This window comes from Bradyrhizobium sp., from assembly GCF_016219575.1.
In the GTDB taxonomy this organism is placed as follows: domain Bacteria; phylum Pseudomonadota; class Alphaproteobacteria; order Rhizobiales; family Xanthobacteraceae; genus Bradyrhizobium.
This window is the reverse complement of record NZ_JACRMG010000009.1, coordinates 173,470-194,107: the sequence shown is the minus strand read 5'-3', so window position 1 is coordinate 194,107 and position 20,638 is coordinate 173,470. Positions and strand designations below refer to the sequence as shown.

17 protein-coding genes are annotated in these 20,638 nt (G+C 64.3%); 7 read left to right on the top strand and 10 right to left on the bottom strand.

Features of this window, described 5'->3' with window-relative positions; genetic code table 11:
* Window positions 1-36: 36 nt before the first annotated feature.
* The 7 genes from HZB49_RS05925 to HZB49_RS05895 all read right to left on the bottom strand — a co-directional run bounded on the left by HZB49_RS05925 (window position 37) and on the right by HZB49_RS05895 (window position 7,260).
* Entirely contained in the window at window positions 37-423 is a 387-nt protein-coding gene (locus HZB49_RS05925) for a DUF1236 domain-containing protein (RefSeq protein WP_291609577.1), read from the bottom strand.
* Window positions 424-628: 205 nt separating this feature from the next.
* On the bottom strand, window positions 629-1,516 hold the full coding sequence (locus HZB49_RS05920; protein WP_291609576.1) for a 2-hydroxy-3-oxopropionate reductase: 888 nt from the start codon (window positions 1,514-1,516) through the stop codon (window positions 629-631).
* Window positions 1,517-1,526: 10 nt separating this feature from the next.
* The gene (gene hyi, locus HZB49_RS05915; RefSeq protein WP_291609575.1) at window positions 1,527-2,312 is read right to left on the bottom strand and encodes a hydroxypyruvate isomerase; all 786 of its coding nucleotides are present in this window, start codon (window positions 2,310-2,312) and stop codon (window positions 1,527-1,529) included.
* Between the two features lie 41 nt (window positions 2,313-2,353).
* Window positions 2,354-4,141, bottom strand: a complete 1,788-nt coding sequence (gcl, locus tag HZB49_RS05910; RefSeq protein WP_291609574.1) for a glyoxylate carboligase — start codon at window positions 4,139-4,141, stop codon at window positions 2,354-2,356.
* A gap of 157 nt (window positions 4,142-4,298) precedes the next feature.
* A complete protein-coding gene (locus HZB49_RS05905; protein WP_291611105.1) occupies window positions 4,299-5,768 on the bottom strand; it encodes a tripartite tricarboxylate transporter permease in 1,470 nt (489 codons plus the stop codon).
* Between the two features lie 29 nt (window positions 5,769-5,797).
* Complete coding sequence (locus tag HZB49_RS05900; protein WP_291609573.1) at window positions 5,798-6,295, bottom strand: tripartite tricarboxylate transporter TctB family protein; 498 nt, start codon at window positions 6,293-6,295, stop codon at window positions 5,798-5,800.
* Entirely contained in the window at window positions 6,292-7,260 is a 969-nt protein-coding gene (locus HZB49_RS05895) for a tripartite tricarboxylate transporter substrate-binding protein (protein WP_291609572.1), read from the bottom strand. The genes HZB49_RS05900 and HZB49_RS05895 overlap by 4 nt, the downstream gene beginning before the upstream one ends.
* A gap of 310 nt (window positions 7,261-7,570) precedes the next feature.
* Here HZB49_RS05895 and HZB49_RS05890 point away from each other — a divergent pair, with 310 nt between their 5' ends.
* Window positions 7,571-9,406: a tetratricopeptide repeat protein gene (locus HZB49_RS05890; RefSeq protein WP_291609571.1), complete on the top strand. Its 1,836-nt coding sequence runs from the start codon at window positions 7,571-7,573 to the stop codon at window positions 9,404-9,406.
* A 63-nt stretch (window positions 9,407-9,469) separates the two neighbouring features.
* Here the strand turns inward: HZB49_RS05890 and HZB49_RS05885 are convergent, their stop codons facing one another.
* The 3 genes from HZB49_RS05885 to HZB49_RS05875 form a co-directional block, all read right to left on the bottom strand.
* Window positions 9,470-10,687: an SMP-30/gluconolactonase/LRE family protein gene (locus tag HZB49_RS05885; RefSeq protein ID WP_291609570.1), complete on the bottom strand. Its 1,218-nt coding sequence runs from the start codon at window positions 10,685-10,687 to the stop codon at window positions 9,470-9,472.
* Between the two features lie 182 nt (window positions 10,688-10,869).
* Window positions 10,870-11,700 carry an IclR family transcriptional regulator C-terminal domain-containing protein gene (locus tag HZB49_RS05880; RefSeq protein WP_291609569.1) on the bottom strand — a complete coding sequence of 277 codons (831 nt, stop codon included), beginning with the start codon at window positions 11,698-11,700 and terminating at the stop codon, window positions 10,870-10,872.
* 216 nt (window positions 11,701-11,916) lie between these two features.
* On the bottom strand, window positions 11,917-14,043 hold the full coding sequence (locus HZB49_RS05875) for an acetate--CoA ligase family protein (RefSeq protein ID WP_291609568.1): 2,127 nt from the start codon (window positions 14,041-14,043) through the stop codon (window positions 11,917-11,919).
* Between the two features lie 271 nt (window positions 14,044-14,314).
* Between HZB49_RS05875 and HZB49_RS05870 the strand changes: the two genes are divergently transcribed.
* The 6 genes from HZB49_RS05870 to HZB49_RS05845 all read left to right on the top strand — a co-directional run bounded on the left by HZB49_RS05870 (window position 14,315) and on the right by HZB49_RS05845 (window position 20,611).
* Complete coding sequence (locus HZB49_RS05870; protein ID WP_291611103.1) at window positions 14,315-15,013, top strand: GntR family transcriptional regulator; 699 nt, start codon at window positions 14,315-14,317, stop codon at window positions 15,011-15,013.
* A 57-nt stretch (window positions 15,014-15,070) separates the two neighbouring features.
* The gene (gene oxc, locus HZB49_RS05865) at window positions 15,071-16,801 is read left to right on the top strand and encodes an oxalyl-CoA decarboxylase (RefSeq protein ID WP_291609567.1); all 1,731 of its coding nucleotides are present in this window, start codon (window positions 15,071-15,073) and stop codon (window positions 16,799-16,801) included.
* Between the two features lie 63 nt (window positions 16,802-16,864).
* Window positions 16,865-18,142 carry a formyl-CoA transferase gene (gene frc, locus HZB49_RS05860; protein ID WP_291609566.1) on the top strand — a complete coding sequence of 426 codons (1,278 nt, stop codon included), beginning with the start codon at window positions 16,865-16,867 and terminating at the stop codon, window positions 18,140-18,142.
* 243 nt (window positions 18,143-18,385) lie between these two features.
* Window positions 18,386-18,523 (top strand): hypothetical protein, encoded by a 138-nt coding sequence (locus HZB49_RS05855; protein WP_291609565.1) that lies wholly within the window; start codon window positions 18,386-18,388, stop codon window positions 18,521-18,523.
* Between the two features lie 512 nt (window positions 18,524-19,035).
* On the top strand, window positions 19,036-20,043 hold the full coding sequence (locus tag HZB49_RS05850; RefSeq protein WP_291609564.1) for a tripartite tricarboxylate transporter substrate-binding protein: 1,008 nt from the start codon (window positions 19,036-19,038) through the stop codon (window positions 20,041-20,043).
* A gap of 73 nt (window positions 20,044-20,116) precedes the next feature.
* Window positions 20,117-20,611, top strand: coding sequence for a tripartite tricarboxylate transporter TctB family protein (locus HZB49_RS05845; protein WP_291609563.1), 495 nt, complete (start codon window positions 20,117-20,119; stop codon window positions 20,609-20,611).
* Window positions 20,612-20,638 lie beyond the last annotated feature (27 nt).

Sequence of the window (20,638 nt, the reverse complement as noted above, 5' to 3'; positions counted from 1 at the left end):
CTCCGCAGGGACTTGGCCTCACGCACATCCGGTCGGTCAGTCGATGACGCGGATCACCTTGCGCGTACGGGGCTCCACGATCACGCGGCGATCGTTGACCACGGCATAACGATATTCGGCGTGGTTCGGCACGACGCGCAGTTCCACGCTCGGCGGCAGCGATTCGCCGACCACGACGCGCTCCTGCACCACAACCGACCGCTCGCCCCTCGGAATCGCGGTAATCACGGCATTGGGAATTTCGACGGCAGCGCCAACGGCGGCACCGACGGTGCCGCCGACGACCCCGCCGATCGGGCCGCCGACCTCACTACCGGCCCGCGCACCTTCCTGCGCGCCCTGCACGGTGGTGGATTGCGCGAACGCGGAGCCGGATGCGAGCAGAGAGGCCGCAATCAGCGAAACAGCGAGACGTTTGTTCATCATGTCCTCCAGTGGTTGAAAGATGTGTCTCAACCGCTGGAGGAACATGATGTTCCGGTTCCCTCGACCCGGAACTCTTCAGACGAATCGCGAAGTCTCGCCATCCTCGGAACAATACTGGCGCCGCGCCCCGGGAAAATCCCCGCGGAGCCAGGCTCCGCGGGGGAGTCAGCGGAAACACAAGGTTTCCGCTTCCCAGGGAGCACTAGGCTTTCGCGACTTCGTGGTTCGCCATCATCTCTAGCGCGCGCACCAGCGCGGAATGATCCCAGGCGCTGCCGCCATGGGCGGCACAGGATGCGAACATCTGCTGCGCCAGCGCCGTGTTCGGCAACGACAGCCCGAGGCTGCGCGCGCCTTCCAGCGCGAGATTGAGATCCTTCTGGTGCAGCTCGATGCGGAAGCCGGGCGCAAAATTGCGCTTGATCATGCGCTCGCCGTGCACCTCGAGAATACGCGAGGACGCAAAGCCGCCCATCAGCGCCTGCCGCACCAGCGCGGGATCGGCGCCGGCGCGCGAGGCGAACAGCAGGGCTTCGCCGACCGCCTGGATGGTCAAGGCCACGATGATCTGGTTGGCCACCTTGGTGGTCTGGCCGTCGCCATTGCCGCCGACATGGGTGACGTTCTTGCCCATCTTGTCGAACACCGGCTTCATGGCGGCGAAGGTGCGCTCCGGACCGCCGACCATGATGGTGAGGCTTGCGGCCTTGGCGCCCACCTCGCCGCCGGAGACCGGCGCGTCCAGGTAGTCGGCGCCGAGCCCCTCGATCTTCCTGGCGAACTCCTTGGTCGCGAGCGGCGAGATCGAGCTCATGTCGACGACGATCTTGCCCTTCGACAGCCCCGCGGCAACGCCATCGGCGCCGAACAGCACGGCCTCGACATGCGGCGTATCCGGCACCATCACGATAACGGCGTCAGACTCCTGCGCGACCTGCCTGCCGGATTTGCAGGCGACGCCGCCACCGTCGATCAGCTCCTGCGGCAGCGGCGCGACGTCGTGCAGGAACAGCTTGTGCTGCCCAGCCTGGAGATGGCCAGCCATCGGGCGCCCCATGGTGCCGAGGCCGATGAAACCGATTTTCATCATGTTTGTATCCTCAGGTCTCGAAGATCTGCGCTGCATGCCAGCCGAGTCCGTCGACTGTCGTGGTGCGCGGCTTGTATTCGCATCCCACCCAGCCGCGATAGCCGATCGCATCGAGATGCCGGAACAGAAAGGGATAGTTGATCTCGCCGGTGCCCGGCTCGTTGCGGCCGGGGTTGTCGGCGAGCTGAACATGGGCGATGCGCGCGAGATGCTTCTGCAGGGTGCGCGCGATGTCACCCTCCATGATCTGCATGTGATAGATGTCGTACTGGATGAAGAGATTGTGCGAGCCGACGTCGGCGACGATCTGCGCCGCCTGTTCGGTGCGGTTGAGGAAGAAGCCGGGAATATCGATGGTGTTGATCGGCTCGATCAGCAGCCTGATCCCCTCCCTCGACAGCGCTTCCGCGGCGTAGCGCAGGTTTCCGACCAGCACCTCGTTGAGCTCGAACAAGTCGGCATCGGCAGGCGCGATGCCGGCCAGGCAATTGAGCTGCTTGCAATCGAGCGCCCTGGCGTAGTCGATGGCGCGGTGCACGCCGTCGCGGAACTCGTTCACCCGGTCGGGCAGGATCGCAATGCCGCGTTCGCCCGCCGCCCAGTTGCCCGCCGGCAGATTGTGCAGCACCTGCGTCAGGCCATGCTGGGCGAGCTGCTCCCGCAACTCCGCCTCGTCGAAATCATAGGGAAAGAGATATTCGACGCCGCGAAAACCTGCAGCGCGCGCGGCGGCGAAGCGGTCGATGAAGGGCATTTCACCGAACAGCATGGTGAGATTGGCGGCAAATCTGGGCACGGCAAATTCCCTCGCGTTGCAGGTCGGATGGTGCGCTGGCCTCAGGCCGGCTGCAGCGTCTCAGTGCGGCTGACCGGCACTTCGTCGAGCGGCAGGTCGAGGATCTCCTCGGACTCGACGATATTGTCGATCTCGGTGCCCATCGCGATGTTGGTGACGCGCTCGAGGATGAACTCGACCACCACGGGCACCCGGTATTCCTTCATCCATTGCCGCGCGGTGGCAAACGCCGCCTGCGCCTGATGCGGATCGGTAACGCGGATCGCCTTGCAGCCCAGTCCTTCGGCGACGGCGACATGATCGACGCCGTACACGCCGAGCTCCGGTGCGTTGATGTTCTCGAAGGAGAGCTGGACGTGATAGTCCATATCGAAGCCGCGCTGCGCCTGACGGATCAGGCCGAGATAGGAATTGTTCACGACGACGTGGATGTAGGGCAGCTTGAACTGCGCGCCGACCGCGAGCTCCTCGATCAGGAACTGGAAGTCGTAATCGCCTGACAGCGCGACGATCTCCCGATCCGGATCGGCGGCACGCACGCCGAGCGCGGCCGGCAGCGTCCAGCCGAGCGGCCCGGCCTGCCCCGCATTGATCCAGTTGCGCGGGTGATAGACGCCGAGGAACTGGGCGCCTGCGATCTGCGACAGCCCGATCACGCTGACAAAGCAGGTGTTGCGGGAAAACGCCTTGGTCATCTCGGCATAGACGCGCTGCGGCTTGATCGGGATGTCGTCGAAATTGCTCCGGCGCAGCATCGAGCGCTTGCGGTCCTGGCACGCCGCCGGCCATGCCTGCCGCTCTTTCAGTTTGCCCGCCTTGCGCCATTCCTTCGCGACGCTGACGAACAATTCCAGCGCCGCCTTCGCATCGGAGACGATACCGAGATCGGGATTGAAGACGCGCCCGATCTGCGTCGGCTCGATGTCGACGTGCACGAACTTGCGGCCCTTGGTGTAGGTCTCGATCGAGCCGGTATGGCGGTTGGCCCAGCGGTTGCCGATGCCGAGCACGAAGTCGGACTGCAGCATGGTGGCGTTGCCATAGCGGTGGCTGGTCTGCAGCCCCACCATGCCCGCCATCAGCGGATGATCATCGGGGATGGCGCCCCACCCCATCAACGTCGGCACGACAGGCACGTTGACGGTCTCGGCAAAACTGACGAGCAGATCCGAGGCATCAGCGTTGATGACGCCGCCGCCCGCGACGATCAGCGGCCGTTCGGCGGCGTTGAGCATCTCCAGCGCCTTCTCGACCTGCTTGCGCGTCGCGGCCGGCTTGTAGACCGGCAGCGGCGCATAGATGATGTCGTCGAACTCGATCTCGGCGAGCTGCACGTCGAGCGGCAAGTCGATCAGCACCGGCCCCGGCCGGCCCGAGCGCATGATGTGAAAGGCCTGGCTGAACACGCGCGGCACCAGACCGGGCTCGCGCACGGTGACCGCCCATTTGGTGACGGGCTTGGCGATCGACTCGATGTCGATGGCCTGAAAATCCTCCTTGTAGAGCCGCGCCCGCGGTGCCTGTCCGGTGATGCAGAGGATCGGAATGGAATCGGCGATCGCCGAATAGAGCCCGGTGATCATGTCGGTGCCCGCCGGCCCCGAGGTGCCGATACAGACGCCGATATTGCCGGCCTTGGCGCGCGTATAGCCCTCCGCCATGTGCGAGGCGCCCTCGACATGGCGTGCCAGGATATGGTTGATGCTGCCCCTCGCCTTCAGCGCGGAATAGAGCGGATTGATCGCCGCACCGGGAACGCCGAAGGCGATCGAGACGCCCTCCTTCTCCAGAATGCGCACGGCAGCATCGACAGCCCGCATCTTCGCCATTTCGCGCCTCGCTTGAACGTGTTCGATGCGAGGATCATCGCGGCGGCGCGGCACGATCTCAATGAGAGCGTCTTTATTTCCCGCAGGGTGGGACGCCGCGGGAATTCCTGCGCCACGTCAAACGATTAGGCCCTGGAAAAAGTGGGGCGCGATCACACTAGTCCTCGTTCGCCTTGAACCGGCCCAGCCCCTTCAGCACGAACGGCGCCACCAGCGCGATCAGGGCGATGGCGAGCAGCGTTGCCGAGATTGGGCTTTGCAGTAGCGTCATGGGATCGCCGAGGCTGATCGCCAACGCGCGGCGAAGCTGGCTCTCGGCGATGGGCCCGAGGATCAGGCCGACGACAACAGGCGCGATGGGGAAATCATAGCGGCGCATCAGGAAGCCCAGCACCCCGAAGCCCGCCAGCATCGACAGTTCGACCACCGACGGCTTTGCGGCAATCGTGCCCATGGTCGCGAACACGAGAATACCCGCATAGAGCCATGGCTGCGGGATCGCCAGCAAACGCACCCACAGGCCCACCAGCGGCAGATTGAGCACGAGCAGCATGGCGTTGGCGATGAACAGGCTTGCGATCAGGCCCCACACCAGGTCGGGCCGCTCCGCAAACAGCAGCGGCCCGGGATTGAGGCCATATTGCTGGAAGCCCGCCAGCATCATCGCAGCCGTTGCCGATGTCGGAAGGCCGAGCGTGAGCAAGGGAACCAGCGTGCCGGCAGCGGAGGCGTTGTTGGCGGCTTCCGGTCCGGCCACGCCTTCGATGGCGCCCTTGCCGAATTCCTCGGGATGCTTGGTCAGCCGCTTCTCGGTGGAATAGGCGAGGAAGGTCGGAATCTCGGCGCCGCCGGCTGGAAGCGCGCCGATCGGAAAGCCGAACATCGTGCCGCGCAGCCATGCTTTCCATGACCGCTTCCAGTCTTCCTTGGTCATCCACAGCGAGCCGCGCACCGGCTCGAGCTTTTCCTCGGTGTGATGGCGGCGCGAGGCGACATAGAGCGCCTCTCCCACCGCGAACAGGCCAACGGCGAGCGTCGTCACTTCGACACCGTCGAGCAGTTCGGGGATGCCAAACGCGAGCCGGGCCTGGCCGGTGAGCTTGTCGATGCCGACAAGACCGAGCGTCAGCCCAATGAAGAGACTGGTCAGTCCGCGGATCGGCGAGTCGCCGAAGGTGGCCGACACCGTGATGAACGCCACGCACATCAGGGCGAAGTAATCCTCGGGCCCGAATTTCACCGCGACGTCGACCAGCCAGGGTGCCAGGAAAGCAAGGCCGATAGTGGCGATGGTGCCCGCCACGAACGAGCCGATGGCCGCAGTTGCCAGCGCAGGACCGCCGCGACCGGCCTTGGCCATCTTGTTGCCCTCGAGCGCGGTCGCCATCGAGGCGCTCTCGCCCGGCGTATTGATCAGGATCGCGGTGGTCGACCCGCCGTACATGCCGCCGTAGTAGATGCCGGCGAACATGATGAGCGAGCCGCCGGGATCGAGCTTGTAGGTCACCGGCAGCAGCAACGCCACGGTCAGCGCGGGTCCAATGCCGGGCAACACGCCGACCGCCGTGCCGAGGAACACGCCGATCAGCGCGTACAACAGGTTCATGGGCTGCAGCGCCACTGCCATGCCATGCGCGAGTGCGGCAAACGTCTCGATCACAGCAGTCGCTCCAGCGGCCCGGCGGGAAGGCTCAACGTCAGCAGCTTGTCGAAGGCGAGATAGATCAGGGTGGTCAGAACGATCGCGATCGCCGCGTCCTTGAGAATCGCGCGCCGCCCGAATGCGGCCGACGTCGCGACGAACAGCGCCGACGTTGCGAGGATAAAGCCGCCGCCAAAAGCGATGATGGCGATCAGGAGGGCAAGTCCGGCGAGAATCAGCAACACCGGTTTGGGATCGGTACTCTCGCGCGGCGGCAGGCCGCCGCGCAGCGCATCGATCAAATTGCCGATCGCGAGGAGCCCGAGACCGACGGCGACGACGATCGGCATCGCCCCGGGCCCCACCCCGTACATCGCGCCGGCCGGCAGCCGGCTTGCATCCCAGACGAGCACGGCGGCAAGCGCCGCGAGCAGGAATGCGATGACGAGGCCGGCGCGATCGACGCTCGGCGAGGCCGCAGGCGGAGTGGCGCGGGACGGGCTGTCCGTCATGATTTGACGAGGCCGACGGACTTCAGCACATCGGTGACTCGGGCATTCTCCTTCTTCAGGAAATCCGCGAACGCGTCGCCGCCGAGATAGGCGTCCGCCCAGCCTTTCTGCTTGAGGATATCCTTCCAGGCGTCGGACTTGACCATCTTCTCGACGGCATCGCCCAGCGTCTTGCGCTGCTCGGCCGTGATGCCCGGAGGCGCGACCACCGAACGCCAATTGGCGAGCACGAGATCGACGCCCTGCTCCTTGAAGGTCGGAATGTCGACGCCGGGCAGCCGATTTTCCGACGTCACGCCGATCGCGCGCAACTTGCCGGACTTGATCTGCCCTTCATATTCGCTCAGTCCCGAAATGCCCGCAGTGACCTTTGCGCCGAGGATCGCCGCCAGCGACTCGCCGCCTCCGGAAAACGGGATGTAGTTGACCTTCTTTGCGTCGGCGCCGACTGCGCCTGCGAACAGTGCCGCCATCACATGGTCGACACCGCCGGCCGAGCCGCCGGCAAACGTGACCTTGGCGATGTCGGCCTTGACGGCTGCGGCCAGATCCTGCGCCGTCTTGATCGGCGAGCTCGCCGGCACGACGATCACCTGGATCTCCTCGGTGAGGCGCGCGATCGGCGTCACCTGATCGAGCGTCACCGGCGACTTGTTCATGGCGAGCGCGCCAACCATGACGAAGCCGTTCACCATCAGCTGGTTGCCGTCGCCCTTGGCGCTGTTGACGAATTGCGCGATTCCGACGCTGCCGCCGGCGCCCGGAACATTGGTGACCTGGACGCTGCGCGCAATCTTTGCGGCGACAAGGGCCTGCTGCATCGATCGCGCCGTCTGATCCCAGCCGCCGCCCGGGGCTGCCGGCGCCATCAGCTTCAGCTCGAGCGGCTGCGCGAAAGCGGGGCCGATGGCTGCAAGGGTGAAGGCGATGGCGGCGCCAAACAGGCGCTTGTGCAGTGCAATCATTGGGCTTTCTCCCGGCGGTACGCGGCTGACGTGGCCTGCGTCATTTGACCGCATATCAGCCAAAAAGGCCGCCGCTGTCCAGATGCGAATTCTCTGGTTGGATCGCGTATCAACCGTCGTCGTCGCCGCGCACGAGATGGCCATAAATCAAGATTTTCTGGAGGTTCTCTGGACGCCGGTTCCAAGCCGGGGAAGTCGCGCTGCGCCATATTCGGCAGCACGAACTCGGTGCGGATGAGATCCACTTGTGGCAAGAAAGACGTGCCACGACAGTTGTGGGTGGATCGCGCACAAATGTTGGGAGCACGACATGACCACATCCACGCACTCGCTGCTTGCTTCGGCTGGAGCTGCAGCACTCGCAGGCACCGCGTTGGCGGCGCTGCTGGCGAGCAACATCGTAACCCTCGCCGATGCAGGCGCAACCGCAGCGGCGGAAATATCGCTCGCTGATCCCGCCATTCCACTCTGCGGCTCGTCGGCAGCGAGCGGCCCGCCGCGCATGATGATGGTTCGCCTGGCGCAGACCGAAGTGCCGCGCGCCGAGATGAGTGCCGCCACTTCCGCGCCGGATTTCGCCAGCACCGAGCCGCCGCTGTGGGGCGGTCTCGGCTCCATCACCTACAAGATTACGACCGCGAACGATCAGGCCCAGGCCTATTTCAATCAGGGCCTGCGGCTGGCCTACGCCTTCAACCATGACGAGGCGCAGCGCGCTTTCCGCAAGGCACAGAAGCTCGATCCAGACTGCGCGATGTGCTTCTGGGGCGAGGCCTACGTGCTCGGGCCCAACATCAATCTTCCGATGCAGGAAAATGCCATCGCCCCCGCTTATGCCGCTGCGCAGAAGGCAAAGTCGCTTGCCGGCAAGGCCAACCCGCGCGAGCAGGCGCTGATCGACGCTGTCGCTGCGCGCTACAGCAGCGATCCCAAGGCGGAGCGTCCGCCGCTCGACAAGGCCTATGCCGCCGGAATGGCCAAGGCCGCAAAGCAATTTCCCGCCGACAACGAGATCGCCACGCTCTACGCGGAGGCGGTGATGGATCTCAGCCCCTGGGACTACTGGAAGCCGGGCGGCCGCGAGCCCAACCCGCAGAGCGTGCCGATCGTGCCGACGCTGGAGCGCGTGCTCGCACGCAACCCGAACCATCCCGGCGCCATCCACTTCTACATCCATGCCGTCGAGGCGTCCGACCGGCCCCGGCGGGCCGAGCCCTATGCCGACCGCTTGCGCAACGCGATCCCCGGCGCCGGCCATCTCGTGCACATGCCGAGCCATATCTATTATCGCGTCGGCCGCTATCTCGACGCGCTGGAGGACAACAAGATTGCGGTCAAGGTCGACGAGAAGTATCTCGACGACACCAAGGCGCCGATGGGCGTCTACCGGATGGGCTATTATCCGCACAACGTGCACTTCGTGATGGCCTCGGCGCAAATGGCCGGCGACGGGCCGACCGTGATCGCTGCAGCGGAAAAGCTCGGCAAGCTCATTCCGGACGAAGCCGCCCGCGGCATCGCGATGGTGCAACCGGTCAAGGCGGCGCCGTACTTCGCGCATGCGCAGTTCAGCTCGCCCGAGGCGATCCTGGCGCTGCCCGATCCCGGCGATGCCATCCCCTACGTCAAGGCGCTCTGGCTCTATGCGCGCGGCACGGCGCTGGCGGCGAAGGGCGACTTTGCGGGCGCAACGGCCGCGGCCGATGCGATCGAAAAGCTCGAAGTCAGTTCGGACTTCAAGCTGCTGAAGGATTCCGGCATTCCGGCGCAGGAGGTGCTTCGCATCGCGCGGACGGTGATCATGGCGCGCGTCGCCCAGGGCAAAGGCGACAAGCGCACCGCCATCACTCGTTTCGAGGAAGCGGCGGCGCTGCAGGACAAGCTTGCGTATACCGAGCCGCCCTATTGGTACTACCCGATCCGGCAGTCGCTTGCCGCAGCGCTGCTGCAGGCCGGCCGCCATGGCGAGGCGAAGCAGCAATTCGAGCTGGCGCTGCGCAAGGCGCCGGCCAACGGCTGGTCCTATTACGGGTTGGCGGAACTGCACAAGGCGCGCGGCGACAAGGTCGCGGCCCGCAAGGCCGAGGCTGACCTTGCGAAAACCTGGATCGGCGATCGCAAGCTGCTGCAGATTTCAAATCTCTGACTCGAGGGCGCCGGCAGTTCATGCCGGCGCTTCCTTCGTTTCATCCAACCAGAGCTGAACGTTTCAGCCCGGCCCCGCGCCCTGCGTTGCCGTGTACACGGCATAGAGCGATTGGCTCGCAGCCATGAACAGCCGGTTGCGCTTGGGACCGCCGAAGCAGATGTTGCCGCATACTTCCGGAAGGCGTATGCGGCCGATCAGCTTGCCGTCCGGCGACCAAACCGTCACGCCGCTATAGCCGACGGCGCGGCCGGCATTGCTCGAGCACCAGACATTGCCGTTGACGTCGCAACGCACGCCGTCCGGACCGCATTTCACGCCGTCGACCATGAAGTCGCTGAACCGCCGGTGGTTGGTGAGCTTGTTGTCGGTGCCAACATCGAACGCGAACATCTCGCCCTTGCCGCCCGGACCGGTATCGCCCGGCCCCTTGCCGGTGGAGGCAACGTACAGCCTCTTGTAGTCCGGCGAGAAGCAAAGGCCGTTCGGATCGGGCACCTGCTCCTCGGTCACGACGAGATCGACGCGGCCGGACGGATCGATGCGATAACAATTCGTCGGCAGTTCGCGCTTGCCCGGCACGAAGCCGGCGGGCTGACCGATCCTCGGATTGAGCTTGCCGCCCGCGTTGCTCGGCCCTCCCGCGACGTCCGGCTCACCCTCATAGAGCTGCCCGCCATAGGGAGGGTCGGTGAACCAGTAGCTGCCATCGGGATGGGCGGCGACGTCGTTGGGCGAGTTGAGGCGCTTGCCGTTGTAGGAATCGGCGAGCACCGTTGCGGTGCCGTCATGTTCATAGCGCACCACGCGGCGCGTCAGGTGTTCGCAGGAGAGCTGACGGCCCTGGAAATCGAATGAGTTGCCGTTGGAATTGTTGGACGGCGTGCGAAAGACGCTGACATGGCCGTCGTCCTCCGACCATCGCATCTGGCGGTTGTTCGGAATGTCGCTCCAAAGCAAATAGCGGCCCTGCGCACTCCAGGCTGGGCCTTCGGCCCACAACAGCCCGGTATAAAGACGTTTGATCGCGGCGTTGGGCTGCGCAAGGTTATTGAACGACGGATCGACCGCGATGATATCCGGATCCCAGAAATAGGTGGTCGGGGCGCCGCGCGGACTGAAATCGCGCGGCGGGGTGGTCACAGTGGACGGCGGAGCCACCTGACCGTTCTGCGCCAGCGCGCTTCCAGCGCCGGCAACCGCAGCACCGGCGATTGCCAGGCCTTGGACCAGTGTTCGTCGTGAGATCATCGACCCGGGATCGCGCACTTGGCGTGTCATCACATCCTCCCATGCGTGTGCCGGCCGGTTGATCCGGCCAGGCGGCCGCAAGGCTAGGCCGGTCCGCGACCGGTTGCGAGCAGCTATCGGCGCAGCTTGTGACTGAATCGTGGTGGCAAGATGGTGTCGCGCCTTGCAGGTGCTGATGGGCAGCAACCCACGGCAGGCGGAGCCGGCCCGGGTTAGGCGGTCTTTGTCGCCGGCAATACGCCACCCAGCGCCAGCGTCAGCTCAGTGGCGACGTCGCGCACGAGGCGCCCGAGCAACGGCAGCCGGCCGTCGGTAACCCGACTGGTCATGCCGGAGACCGAAATCGCCGCCAGCGGCTCGCTGCAATCGCTGTAGACCACGGCGGCAATGCAGCGCAGGCCCATGCAGGCTTCCTCGTCATCGACCGCGTAGCCCTGCTTGCGGACATTCTCGAGCTCGCGGAACAGGTCGGAAGGCCGAACGATTGATTTTTCCGTCAGCCGCGGCATGCCGTGATGCCGGATGATGGCGTTGACGTCTGCGTCGGCATAGGTCGCAAGCACTGCCTTGCCGACGCCGGAGGCGACCATCGCCACCCTGCCCCCTACTTTGGTCAGCGAGCGCATGATCTCGCGGCTTTCGGCGCGGATCAGCACGATGATGGATTCGTCGTCGACCACGGCGAGATTGGCGGTCTCACGGGTCTGGTCGCGCAGCTTGCGCAGATACGGCAGCGCCTGCGCCGCAAAATTGCGCCGGCGGGCAAAGGTAGCACCGACCGAAAAGCTGTGCGCGCCGATGTGCCATTTCGATTCGCTGCGGTCGAACTGCACAAAGCGGCGCTTCTCCAGCGTCGCCAGCAGGCGGTGTGCCGTCGAGGTAGACAGGCCCGTGCGCACCGCAAGGTCGCTCAGGCGATAACCCTCATCGTCCTCGGCCAGCGTCTCGAGAATCGAGAGCGCACGATCGACCGACTGGACGCCGCCATCCCTGACGTCAGGCTCGTCCGTCTCTTTCGCGCTGGTCGCCTTGCGTCGGATCACGTCTCTCCCCTTCTCCCTCTCCCCGTTCCTTACGGGGAGAGGGTCGGGGTGAGGGGCCGTCTCCACAAATTCGACAGACGTGAGTGCGCGGAGAGCCCCCTCACCCGGATCGCATCTCCGATGCGACATAGCCGAGCTTCGCTTCGGCATTCTTGAAGAACGGCCGCCGGAGGCGGCCTATGCCTCTCCCCGCAAACGGGGCGAGGTGTAGTCGCGTCACAGCAGGCCCGCGCCGCGCGCCCACTTGTACTTGGCACCGAGCACCTCGACCGGCAGTTCGGTCGAATAGGCGTAGGCCGGGATGCCGTTCTGGTAGAGATATTCGGCGGCTTCCTCGACCTCGACGTCGCCGGCCAGCGAAGCCACGATCGGCTTCACGAAGCCCTTGGCTTCCATCTCCTTCTTCACCTCGACCATGTTGCGGGCGAACACCATCGGCGGGGTGACGATGGTGTGCCAGTAGCCGAGGATCAGCGAATGGATGCGATCGTCGGACAGGCCGAGCTTCACGGTGTTGACATAGGTGATCGGCGGTTCGCCGCCGGTGATGTCGACGGGATTGCCGGCCGCGCCGAACGGAGGGATGAACTTGCGGAACGCCGCATCGAGATCCGGCGGCATCGACATCAGCGACAGGCCGTTGTCCACGCAGGAGTCCGACAGCAGCACGCCCGAGCCGCCGGCGCCGGTGATGATCAGCACGTTCTCGCCCTTCGGCGTCGGCAGCACCGGCACGCCGCGCGCGAACTCCAGCAATTGCCGGAGTGAGCGGGCGCGGATCACGCCGGACTGCTTGAACACGTCCTCGTAGATCTTGTCGTTGCCGGCAAGCGCGCCGGTATGCGAGGACGCGGCCTTTGCACCGGCCGAGGTGCGGCCTGCCTTCAGCACGATTACCGGCTTCTTCTTGGCGACGCGTTTGGCAGCCTCCGCAAAGGCTCGGCCGTCCTTGAGATCTTCGCAGTGCTGCGCGATCAGGTTGGTGTTGGGATCCTGCTCGAAGAAGGCGAGCAGATCGTCCTCGTCGATGTCGGACTTGTTGCCAAGGCCGACGATGGCGGAGACGCCCATCTTGGCCGAACGCGAGAAGCCGATGATTGCCATGCCGATGCCGCCCGACTGCGACGACAGCGCCGCATGGCCCTTGACGTCATAGGCGGTGCAAAACGTGGCGCAGAGATTCGACCATGTATAATAGAAGCCGTAGATGTTCGGGCCCATCAGGCGAACATTGTACTTCTTGCCGACCTCAACGATCTCGGCCTGCAATTCGGGGGCGCCGGCTTCGGCGAAGCCCGACGGAATCAGGACCGCGCCGGGAATTTTCTTCTCGCCGCATTCCACCAGGGCACCCGCGACGAACTTCGCGGGGATGGCAAACACCGCGGTGTCGATCACACCGGGCACGTCCTTGACGCTCTTGTAGGCCTTGTAGCCCAGGATGTCGGCAGCCTTCGGATGGATCGGGTAGATCTCGCCCTTGTAGCCGCCGTTGATCAGGTTCTTCATCACGGAGTTGCCGATCTTGCCGTCCTCGGCGGACGCGCCGATCACGGCGACGGCCTTCGGCTGCATGATGCGCTTCATGGCCGTCACGATTTCTTCGGTCGGACGCGGCGCCGGGCGCGGCTTGTAGTCGAAGTCGACGACGATGCGCACGTCGGCGGCAATCGCGTCCTTCTTGGTGGCAAATACCGGGTTGAGGTCGAGCTCGACGATCTCGGGGAAATCGCTGACGAGTTGCGAGACCTTGACGATGACGTCGGCAAGCGCGTCGCGATTCACCGGATCGCCGCCGCGGACGCCCTTGAGCATGTCATGGGCCTGGATGCCGTCGAGCATCGACAGCGCGTCTGCCTTGGTGGCTGGCGCAAGGCGGAAGGTGATGTCCTTCAGCACTTCGACCAGCACGCCGCCGAGCCCAAAGGCGACCAGCTTGCCGAACGAGCCGTCGGTGATGGAGCCGACGATGACTTCGGTGCCGCCGGCCAGCATCTGCTGCACCTGGACGCCCTCGATTTTGGCGTCGGCCTTGTACTTCTTCGCATTGGCCAAGATGGTGTCGTAGGTCTTCTGGGCGTCCTCGGCAGTCTTCACGCCGACCACCACGCCGCCGGCCTCGGTCTTGTGGAGGATGTCCGGCGAGACGATCTTCATCACGACCGGGAAACCCATGCCGCCGGCCAGCTTGCCGGCTTCCGCCGCCGACTTTGCCACGCCCTCCTTCGGAACCGGGATGCCGTAGGCATCGCAAACCAGCTTGCCCTCAGGCGCAGTCAGGCTGGTGCGTTTCTCGGCTTTAACCGCATCAAGCACTTTGCGGACGGCATCTTTGTTGGACATCGGGGGGTCCTCCTGGAGCACTCTGGCGGTGGCTTCCTTGGCATGTGACATCTGGGCTTCCTCTTGGCTCGGGCTATTTTATGGTATTTGGTATGCCAGAAGGAAACTTGTCAAGTCAGCTTAGCGTGCCATTTCGCGGAAAACAGAGGCAACTTGACACACTGGTATTTGGTATGCCAAAAACCTTCCTACATTTCTTCTGGTAAAAGACCTCTCCCCCAGGAGGAGACGAGTCGTGCCCCAGAACAAAGCAACCAAGGCGCCGCCAACCATGGCTGATGCAGACATAGCGATCGTTCGGATTGCGCCAGAGACCAGTTTCAAGAACAAGGCCTATGAGGCGTTGAAGGAAGCCATTCTCAAGATGGACATCTATTCCACGCCGGAACCGGTCATGCTGGACGAGCGCGCGCTGTCGGAGCGACTCGGCGTCAGCCGCACGCCGATTCGCGAAGCGATCGCGATGCTCGAGCAGGACGGCTTCGTGAAGACCGTGCCGCGCCGTGGCATCATCGTGGTCCGCCGCACCAAGACCGAAATCGTCGACATGATCCGCGCCTGGGCGGCGCTGGAGAGCATGGCGGCGCGGCTGATCACCACCACCGCCCGCAAGCGCGACATCACGGCGCTGCGTGACTTCTTCAAGGATTTCAATCTGAAGGACCGGCTGCCTCAGGATCACGTCGAGGAATATTCGCGCGCCAACATAGCCTTCCACCAGGCGCTGATCTCGCTGTCGGAATCGCCGACGCTGATCGACATGACCAACGACATTCTCCTGCACGTGCGCGGCTATCGCCAGCTCACCATCGGGCGCAGGGATCGTACCGCGACCTCCCTGCCCGAGCACCTCGCGATCATCGAAGCGCTGGAAGCGCGCGACACAGAACTCGCCGAAAAGCGCGCGCGCGACCACACGCTGGGTCTTGCTGCCTATGTCGAGACGCACGGCCAGGAACTCTTTACGTAACCATTCACCGAAGAGACGAGCCACTCGTCCGAACCAACGATCAGGGAGACGACGCCCATGCTGAATACCGCAGTCAAGTCCGAGGCACCGGGCACCGAGCAAGAGCTGACCGACGGCTTCCATCTCGTCATCGACGCGCTCAAGCTCAACGGCATCAACACCATCTATAATGTGCCGGGTATCCCGATCACGGATTTGGGCCGCATGGCGCAGGCTGCCGGCATTCGCGTGATTTCCTTCCGTCACGAGCAGAACGCCGGCTATGCCGCGGGCATCGCCGGCTTCCTCACCAAGAAGCCGGGCGTGTGCCTTACCGTTTCGGCACCGGGTTTTCTCAACGGCCTCACCGCGCTCGCCCACGCCACCACCAACTGTTACCCGATGATCCTGGTCTCGGGCTCGTCGGAGCGGGAGATCGTCGATCTGCAGCAGGGCGACTATGAAGAGATGGACCAACTCGCGATCGCCAAGCCCCTGTGCAAGGCCGCCTATCGCGTGCTGCACGCCCAGGACATCGGCATCGGGCTGGCGCGCGCGATCCGCGCCGCGGTCTCGGGCCGTCCGGGCGGCGTCTATCTCGACCTGCCGGCAAAGCTGTTCGGACAGGTGATGAATGCCGACGCCGGACGGAACTCGCTGGTAAAGGTGATTGACGCTGCTCCTGCGCAGATCCCGTCCCCCGCCTCCGTCAAGCGCGCGCTCGACGTGCTCAAGAGCGCAAAACGCCCGCTCATCATCCTCGGCAAAGGCGCGGCCTATGCGCAGGCCGACGAGGAAATCAAGAACTTCGTCGAGAAGAGCGGCGTGCCCTTCCTGCCCATGAGCATGGCCAAGGGTCTGCTGCCCGACACCCATCCGCAATGCGCCGGCGCTGCCCGCTCCACGGTGCTGAAGGACTCCGACGTCGTGATGCTGATCGGCGCGCGGCTCAACTGGCTGCTGTCGCACGGCAAGGGCAAGACCTGGGGCGAAGCGCCGAAGAAGTTCATCCAGGTCGACATCGAGCCGAAGGAAATGGACTCAAACGTCGAGATCGTCGCGCCTGTCGTGGGCGATATCGGCTCCTGCGTCTCCGCATTCGTGCAGGCGATGGGAAGCGGCTGGACCGCCCCGCCCGCCGACTGGACCAGGGCGGTGCAGTCGAAGCGCGAGGAGAACGTCGCCAAGATGGCGCCGAAGCTGATGAACAACAAGTCGCCGATGGATTATCATGGCGCGCTCGGCGTGCTGAAGAACGTCATCAAGGAGCGCCCCGACGCCATCCTCGTCAACGAAGGCGCCAACACGCTCGACCTCGCCCGCGGCGTCATCGACATGTACAAGCCGCGCAAGCGGCTGGACGTCGGCACCTGGGGCGTGATGGGCATCGGCATGGGCCAGGCGATTGCAGCTGCGCTCGAGACCGGCCACCCGGTGCTCGCGGTCGAGGGCGACAGCGCCTTCGGCTTCTCCGGCATGGAGATCGAGACCATCTGCCGCTACAACCTCCCGGTCTGCGTCGTCATCTTCAACAATGACGGCATCTACCGCGGCACCGACGTCAACAACGCCAATTCCGATCCCGCGACGACCGTGTTCGTCAAGGGCGCGCGCTACGACAAGATGATGGAAGCCTTCGGCGGCGTCGGCGTCAACGCCACTTCCCCGGACGAATTGAAGCGCGCCGTCAATGCGGCGATGGATTCCGGCAAGCCGACGCTGATCAACGCGGTGATCGATCCGGCGGCAGGCTCGGAAAGCGGCCGCATCGGCAACCTCAATCCGCAAAGCGTTCTGAAGAAGAAGTAAGTCCCCCTCAACCCCGGTATTCCCTGCGGCTGCAGGGGCAGACAGAGTTACGGAGCAAAGATTATGACCAAGGCGCTTACGGGCGTTCGTATTCTCGATTTCACCCACGTCCAGTCGGGTCCGACCTGCACACAGCTGCTCGCCTGGTTCGGCGCCGACGTGATCAAGGTCGAGCGCCCCGGCGTCGGCGACATCACGCGCGGCCAGCTGCAGGACATCCCCAACGTGGACAGCCTGTATTTCACCATGCTGAACCACAACAAGCGCTCCATCACCCTCGACACCAAGAACCCCAAGGGCAAGGAAGTGCTGACCGCCCTGATCAAGAGCTGCGACGTGCTGGTCGAGAATTTCGGCCCCGGCGTGCTCGATCGCATGGGCTTTCCCTGGGAGAAGATCCAGAGCATCAACCCGAAGATGATCGTGGCCTCGATCAAGGGCTTCGGTCCGGGCCCGTACGAGGACTGCAAGGTCTACGAGAACGTCGCCCAGTGCACCGGCGGCGCCGCCTCCACCACCGGCTTCCGCGACGGCCTGCCGCTCGTCACCGGCGCGCAGATCGGCGACAGCGGCACCGGCTTGCATCTGGCGCTCGGTATCGTCACCGCGCTGTACCAGCGCACCATGACCGGCAGGGGACAGAAGGTCACCGCCGCGATGCAGGACGGCGTGCTCAATCTCGCCCGTGTCAAGCTGCGCGACCAGCAGCGCCTCGCCCACGGCCCGCTGAAGGAATACAGCCAGTTCGGCGAAGGCATCCCGTTCGGCGATGCCGTGCCGCGCGCAGGCAATGATTCCGGCGGCGGCCAGCCCGGCCGCATCCTCAAGTGCAAGGGCTGGGAGACCGATCCCAACGCTTACCTCTATTTCATCACCCAGGCGCCGGTGTGGGAGAAGATCTGCGACGTGATCGGCGAGCCCGGCTGGAAGACCCATCCCGACTACGCCAAGCCGCCTGCGCGGCTGTCGCGGCTGAACGAAATCTTCGGCCGCATCGAGCAGTGGACGATGACCAAGACCAAGTTCGAGGCGATGGAAATCCTCAACAAGGACGACATCCCCTGCGGCCCGATCCTTTCGATGAAGGAGATCATCGAGGACGAGTCGCTGCGCGCCACCGGCACCGTGGTCGAGGTCGACCACCCCACCCGCGGCAAGTACATCTCGGTCGGCAATCCGATCAAGCTGTCGGACTCACCGAGCGATGTCACCCGCTCCCCGCTGCTCGGCGAGCACACCGACGAGATACTGCGCCAGGTGCTCGGCTTCAGCGATCACCAGGTCGCCGAAATCCACGATTCCGGCGCGCTCGACCCGCCGCGCAAGCAGGCCGCCGAGTAAACCGCGAAAACAACCCCATGCACCGTACGAAAGGCCGCCAAACCGGCGGCCTTTTTCGTTCCGGCGCGCCTAACGGACTGGTCGGGAACCCAGATAGGACAATACCGCTGCCCTCGATATTGCATTGCAAAAGACAAAATGCTGCTATGCAAACAAGTCTGTTGCCTCTGGTATTTGGTATACATAAATTGTTCCTGTTCAAAGAGACGGCCTCCGGGCCGTACTCCAGGAAAGGGAACTATCATGGCCAAGACTGCCGCTATCGGGTTCGCGCCCAACACCCCGCTCTTCGCCCGTCTGCTTGCCGCGATCGATCGCGCGCTGATGGGCTCCGCCCGCATTTCGCTGCGCAACGGCGACCTTCCCCGCTTCGGTCTCTAGGCATTTATCCCAGCTTTCCGGTGCCGGCGCATTCCGTGTCGCGGGCGCCAGAGTTTCCTCCCAAGACTTGACGGCCCCGGTTTTCCGGGGCCTCTTTTTTTGCGCCCGCAATTCCCACCCAAGGGGGGCTGCGACAAATTAGCCGTAGCGACAGAATGGCGCGATCTATGGATTGCTTGCTGGCATTTCGCATACCAAACTCGTCCTAGAAATGCGCCGGGATGGTCCGGAACGTGGCGGGGGATGGAAGGTGCAGTTCACCAGCAGCACCGGGTGCGCGATGGATGGCCCAGCCGACGGGCGAGTTCCATATTGCGCCGGTTCCCCGATTATCCCAAAGACGCGGATGCCGCGCTCGCCCGGCTTCCCTACAATTCCCCTTCGCGGCTCCGTCGCGATGTCGGATGGCAATCTCCGGGAGACGAGAGGCTGCAATTCGCGCGAAAGTTAGGTTCAGTGGTTGGTAAAGCCGGCAAAGACCGGCGAAGCAAAATCAGACGGGAGAGAGCACCATGTATCGTTCGATCTTATCCATCGCGTTCTCGGCTGCGGCCGCATTGGGCGCGAGCAGCATCGCAGCCTCGGCAGCCTGGGAACCGGTTCGGCCGGTTGAGTTCATCGTGCCCGCGGGCACCGGCGGCGGCGCCGATCAGATGGCCCGCACCATCCAGGGCATCGTCACCAAGCACAACCTGATGAAGCAGCCGCTGGTGGTGATCAACAAGTCCGGCGGCGCCGGCGGCGAAGGCTTCCTCGACGTCAAGGCGTCGCAGAACAATCCGCACAAGATCATCATCACGCTGTCGAACCTGTTCACCACGCCGCTGGCGACGGGCATCCCCTTCAACTGGAAGGATCTCACGCCGGTCGCGATGCTCGCCCTCGACGAATTCGTGCTCTGGGTCAACGCCGAAAAGCCGTACAAGAACGTCAAGGACTACGTCGACGCGCTGAAGCAGGCCTCCCCCGGCTCCATGAAGATGGGCGGCACCGGATCGAAGCAGGAAGACCAGATCATCACCGTGGGCATCGAAAAGGCCAGCGGCGCCAAGTTCACCTACATTCCCTACAAGGGCGGCGGTGAAGTGGCGGTCCAGCTGGTCGGCAACCACGTCGACTCCACCGTCAACAATCCGATCGAGGCGATCGCGCAATGGCGCGGCGGCAAGCTTCGCCCGCTTTGCGTGTTCGACGGCAAGCCGATGGCCTATGACGAGCCGATCGCCGACGGCAAGGCGTGGAAGGACATTCCGACCTGCAAGTCGCAGGGCCTCGACATGGAATACCTGATGCTGCGCGGCATCTTCATGGCGCCGAAGGCCACCAAGGACCAGGTCGCCTATTACATCGACCTCTTCAACAAGGTGCGCGCCACACCCGACTGGCAGGAGTTCATGAAGAGCGGCGCGTTCAACACCACCTTCATGACCGGGGACGACTATGCCAAATGGGTCGAAACCGAGGAGAAGCGGCACCAGGTGCTGATGAAGGAAGCCGGCTTCCTCGCGCCCTCCAACTGACGTATCAGTCGCGTAAAGATGAACAGCTAGCGAGGGGCGATCACGGGACACCGTGATCGCAGAGGGGGATCGCATGACCACGAACGGCCCGGGCGCCGGCCCGATGCACAAGACGGTGGAGGCCGGCGTCACGCTGGCGATAGCGCTGTTCGGCGTGATCGTCATCATCGGCAGCGTGAAGGCCGGCATCAACTGGGGCGCGGAAGGCCCTCGCGCCGGCTTCTTCCCCTTCTATGTCGGGATCACCATCGTCCTCGCCAGCGCCATCAATCTCCGGAACGCGCTGCGCGAACACGACAGGGGCCTGTTCGCCGAATGGGGCCAACTGCGCCAGGTGATGAGCGTCGTGGTGCCGACCGCGATCTATGTCGGCGCGATGCCGTTCACCGGGCTTTATCTCGCCTCGATGATCTTCATCGCCTGGTTCATGCGCTGGCTCGGCAAGTACAACTGGCTGACGGTTGCGGCGATCGCGATCGGTATGCCCGTCGTCACCTATTTCATCTTCGAGCGCTGGTTTCTCGTGCCGCTGCCCAAGGGCCCGGTCGAGGAATGGCTCGGTCTCTGACAACGACATCGCAACCGACAGCTCGGG

Excerpts from the sequence above, each read along its gene's own strand:
- HZB49_RS05925 (WP_291609577.1), bottom strand. The coding sequence starts at position 423 with ATGAACAAACGTCTCGCTGTTTCGCTGATTGCGGCCTCTCTGCTCGCA.
- HZB49_RS05920 (WP_291609576.1), bottom strand. The coding sequence starts at position 1,516 with ATGATGAAAATCGGTTTCATCGGCCTCGGCACCATGGGGCGCCCGATG.
- gcl (WP_291609574.1), bottom strand. The coding sequence starts at position 4,141 with ATGGCGAAGATGCGGGCTGTCGATGCTGCCGTGCGCATTCTGGAGAAG.
- HZB49_RS05905 (WP_291611105.1), bottom strand. The coding sequence starts at position 5,768 with ATGGCAGTGGCGCTGCAGCCCATGAACCTGTTGTACGCGCTGATCGGC.
- HZB49_RS05900 (WP_291609573.1), bottom strand. The coding sequence starts at position 6,295 with ATGACGGACAGCCCGTCCCGCGCCACTCCGCCTGCGGCCTCGCCGAGC.
- HZB49_RS05895 (WP_291609572.1), bottom strand. The coding sequence starts at position 7,260 with ATGATTGCACTGCACAAGCGCCTGTTTGGCGCCGCCATCGCCTTCACC.
- HZB49_RS05890 (WP_291609571.1), top strand. The coding sequence starts at position 7,571 with ATGACCACATCCACGCACTCGCTGCTTGCTTCGGCTGGAGCTGCAGCA.
- HZB49_RS05885 (WP_291609570.1), bottom strand. The coding sequence starts at position 10,687 with ATGACACGCCAAGTGCGCGATCCCGGGTCGATGATCTCACGACGAACA.
- HZB49_RS05875 (WP_291609568.1), bottom strand. The coding sequence starts at position 14,043 with ATGTCCAACAAAGATGCCGTCCGCAAAGTGCTTGATGCGGTTAAAGCC.
- HZB49_RS05870 (WP_291611103.1), top strand. The coding sequence starts at position 14,315 with ATGGCTGATGCAGACATAGCGATCGTTCGGATTGCGCCAGAGACCAGT.
- oxc (WP_291609567.1), top strand. The coding sequence starts at position 15,071 with ATGCTGAATACCGCAGTCAAGTCCGAGGCACCGGGCACCGAGCAAGAG.
- frc (WP_291609566.1), top strand. The coding sequence starts at position 16,865 with ATGACCAAGGCGCTTACGGGCGTTCGTATTCTCGATTTCACCCACGTC.
- HZB49_RS05855 (WP_291609565.1), top strand. The coding sequence starts at position 18,386 with ATGGCCAAGACTGCCGCTATCGGGTTCGCGCCCAACACCCCGCTCTTC.
- HZB49_RS05850 (WP_291609564.1), top strand. The coding sequence starts at position 19,036 with ATGTATCGTTCGATCTTATCCATCGCGTTCTCGGCTGCGGCCGCATTG.
- HZB49_RS05845 (WP_291609563.1), top strand. The coding sequence starts at position 20,117 with ATGACCACGAACGGCCCGGGCGCCGGCCCGATGCACAAGACGGTGGAG.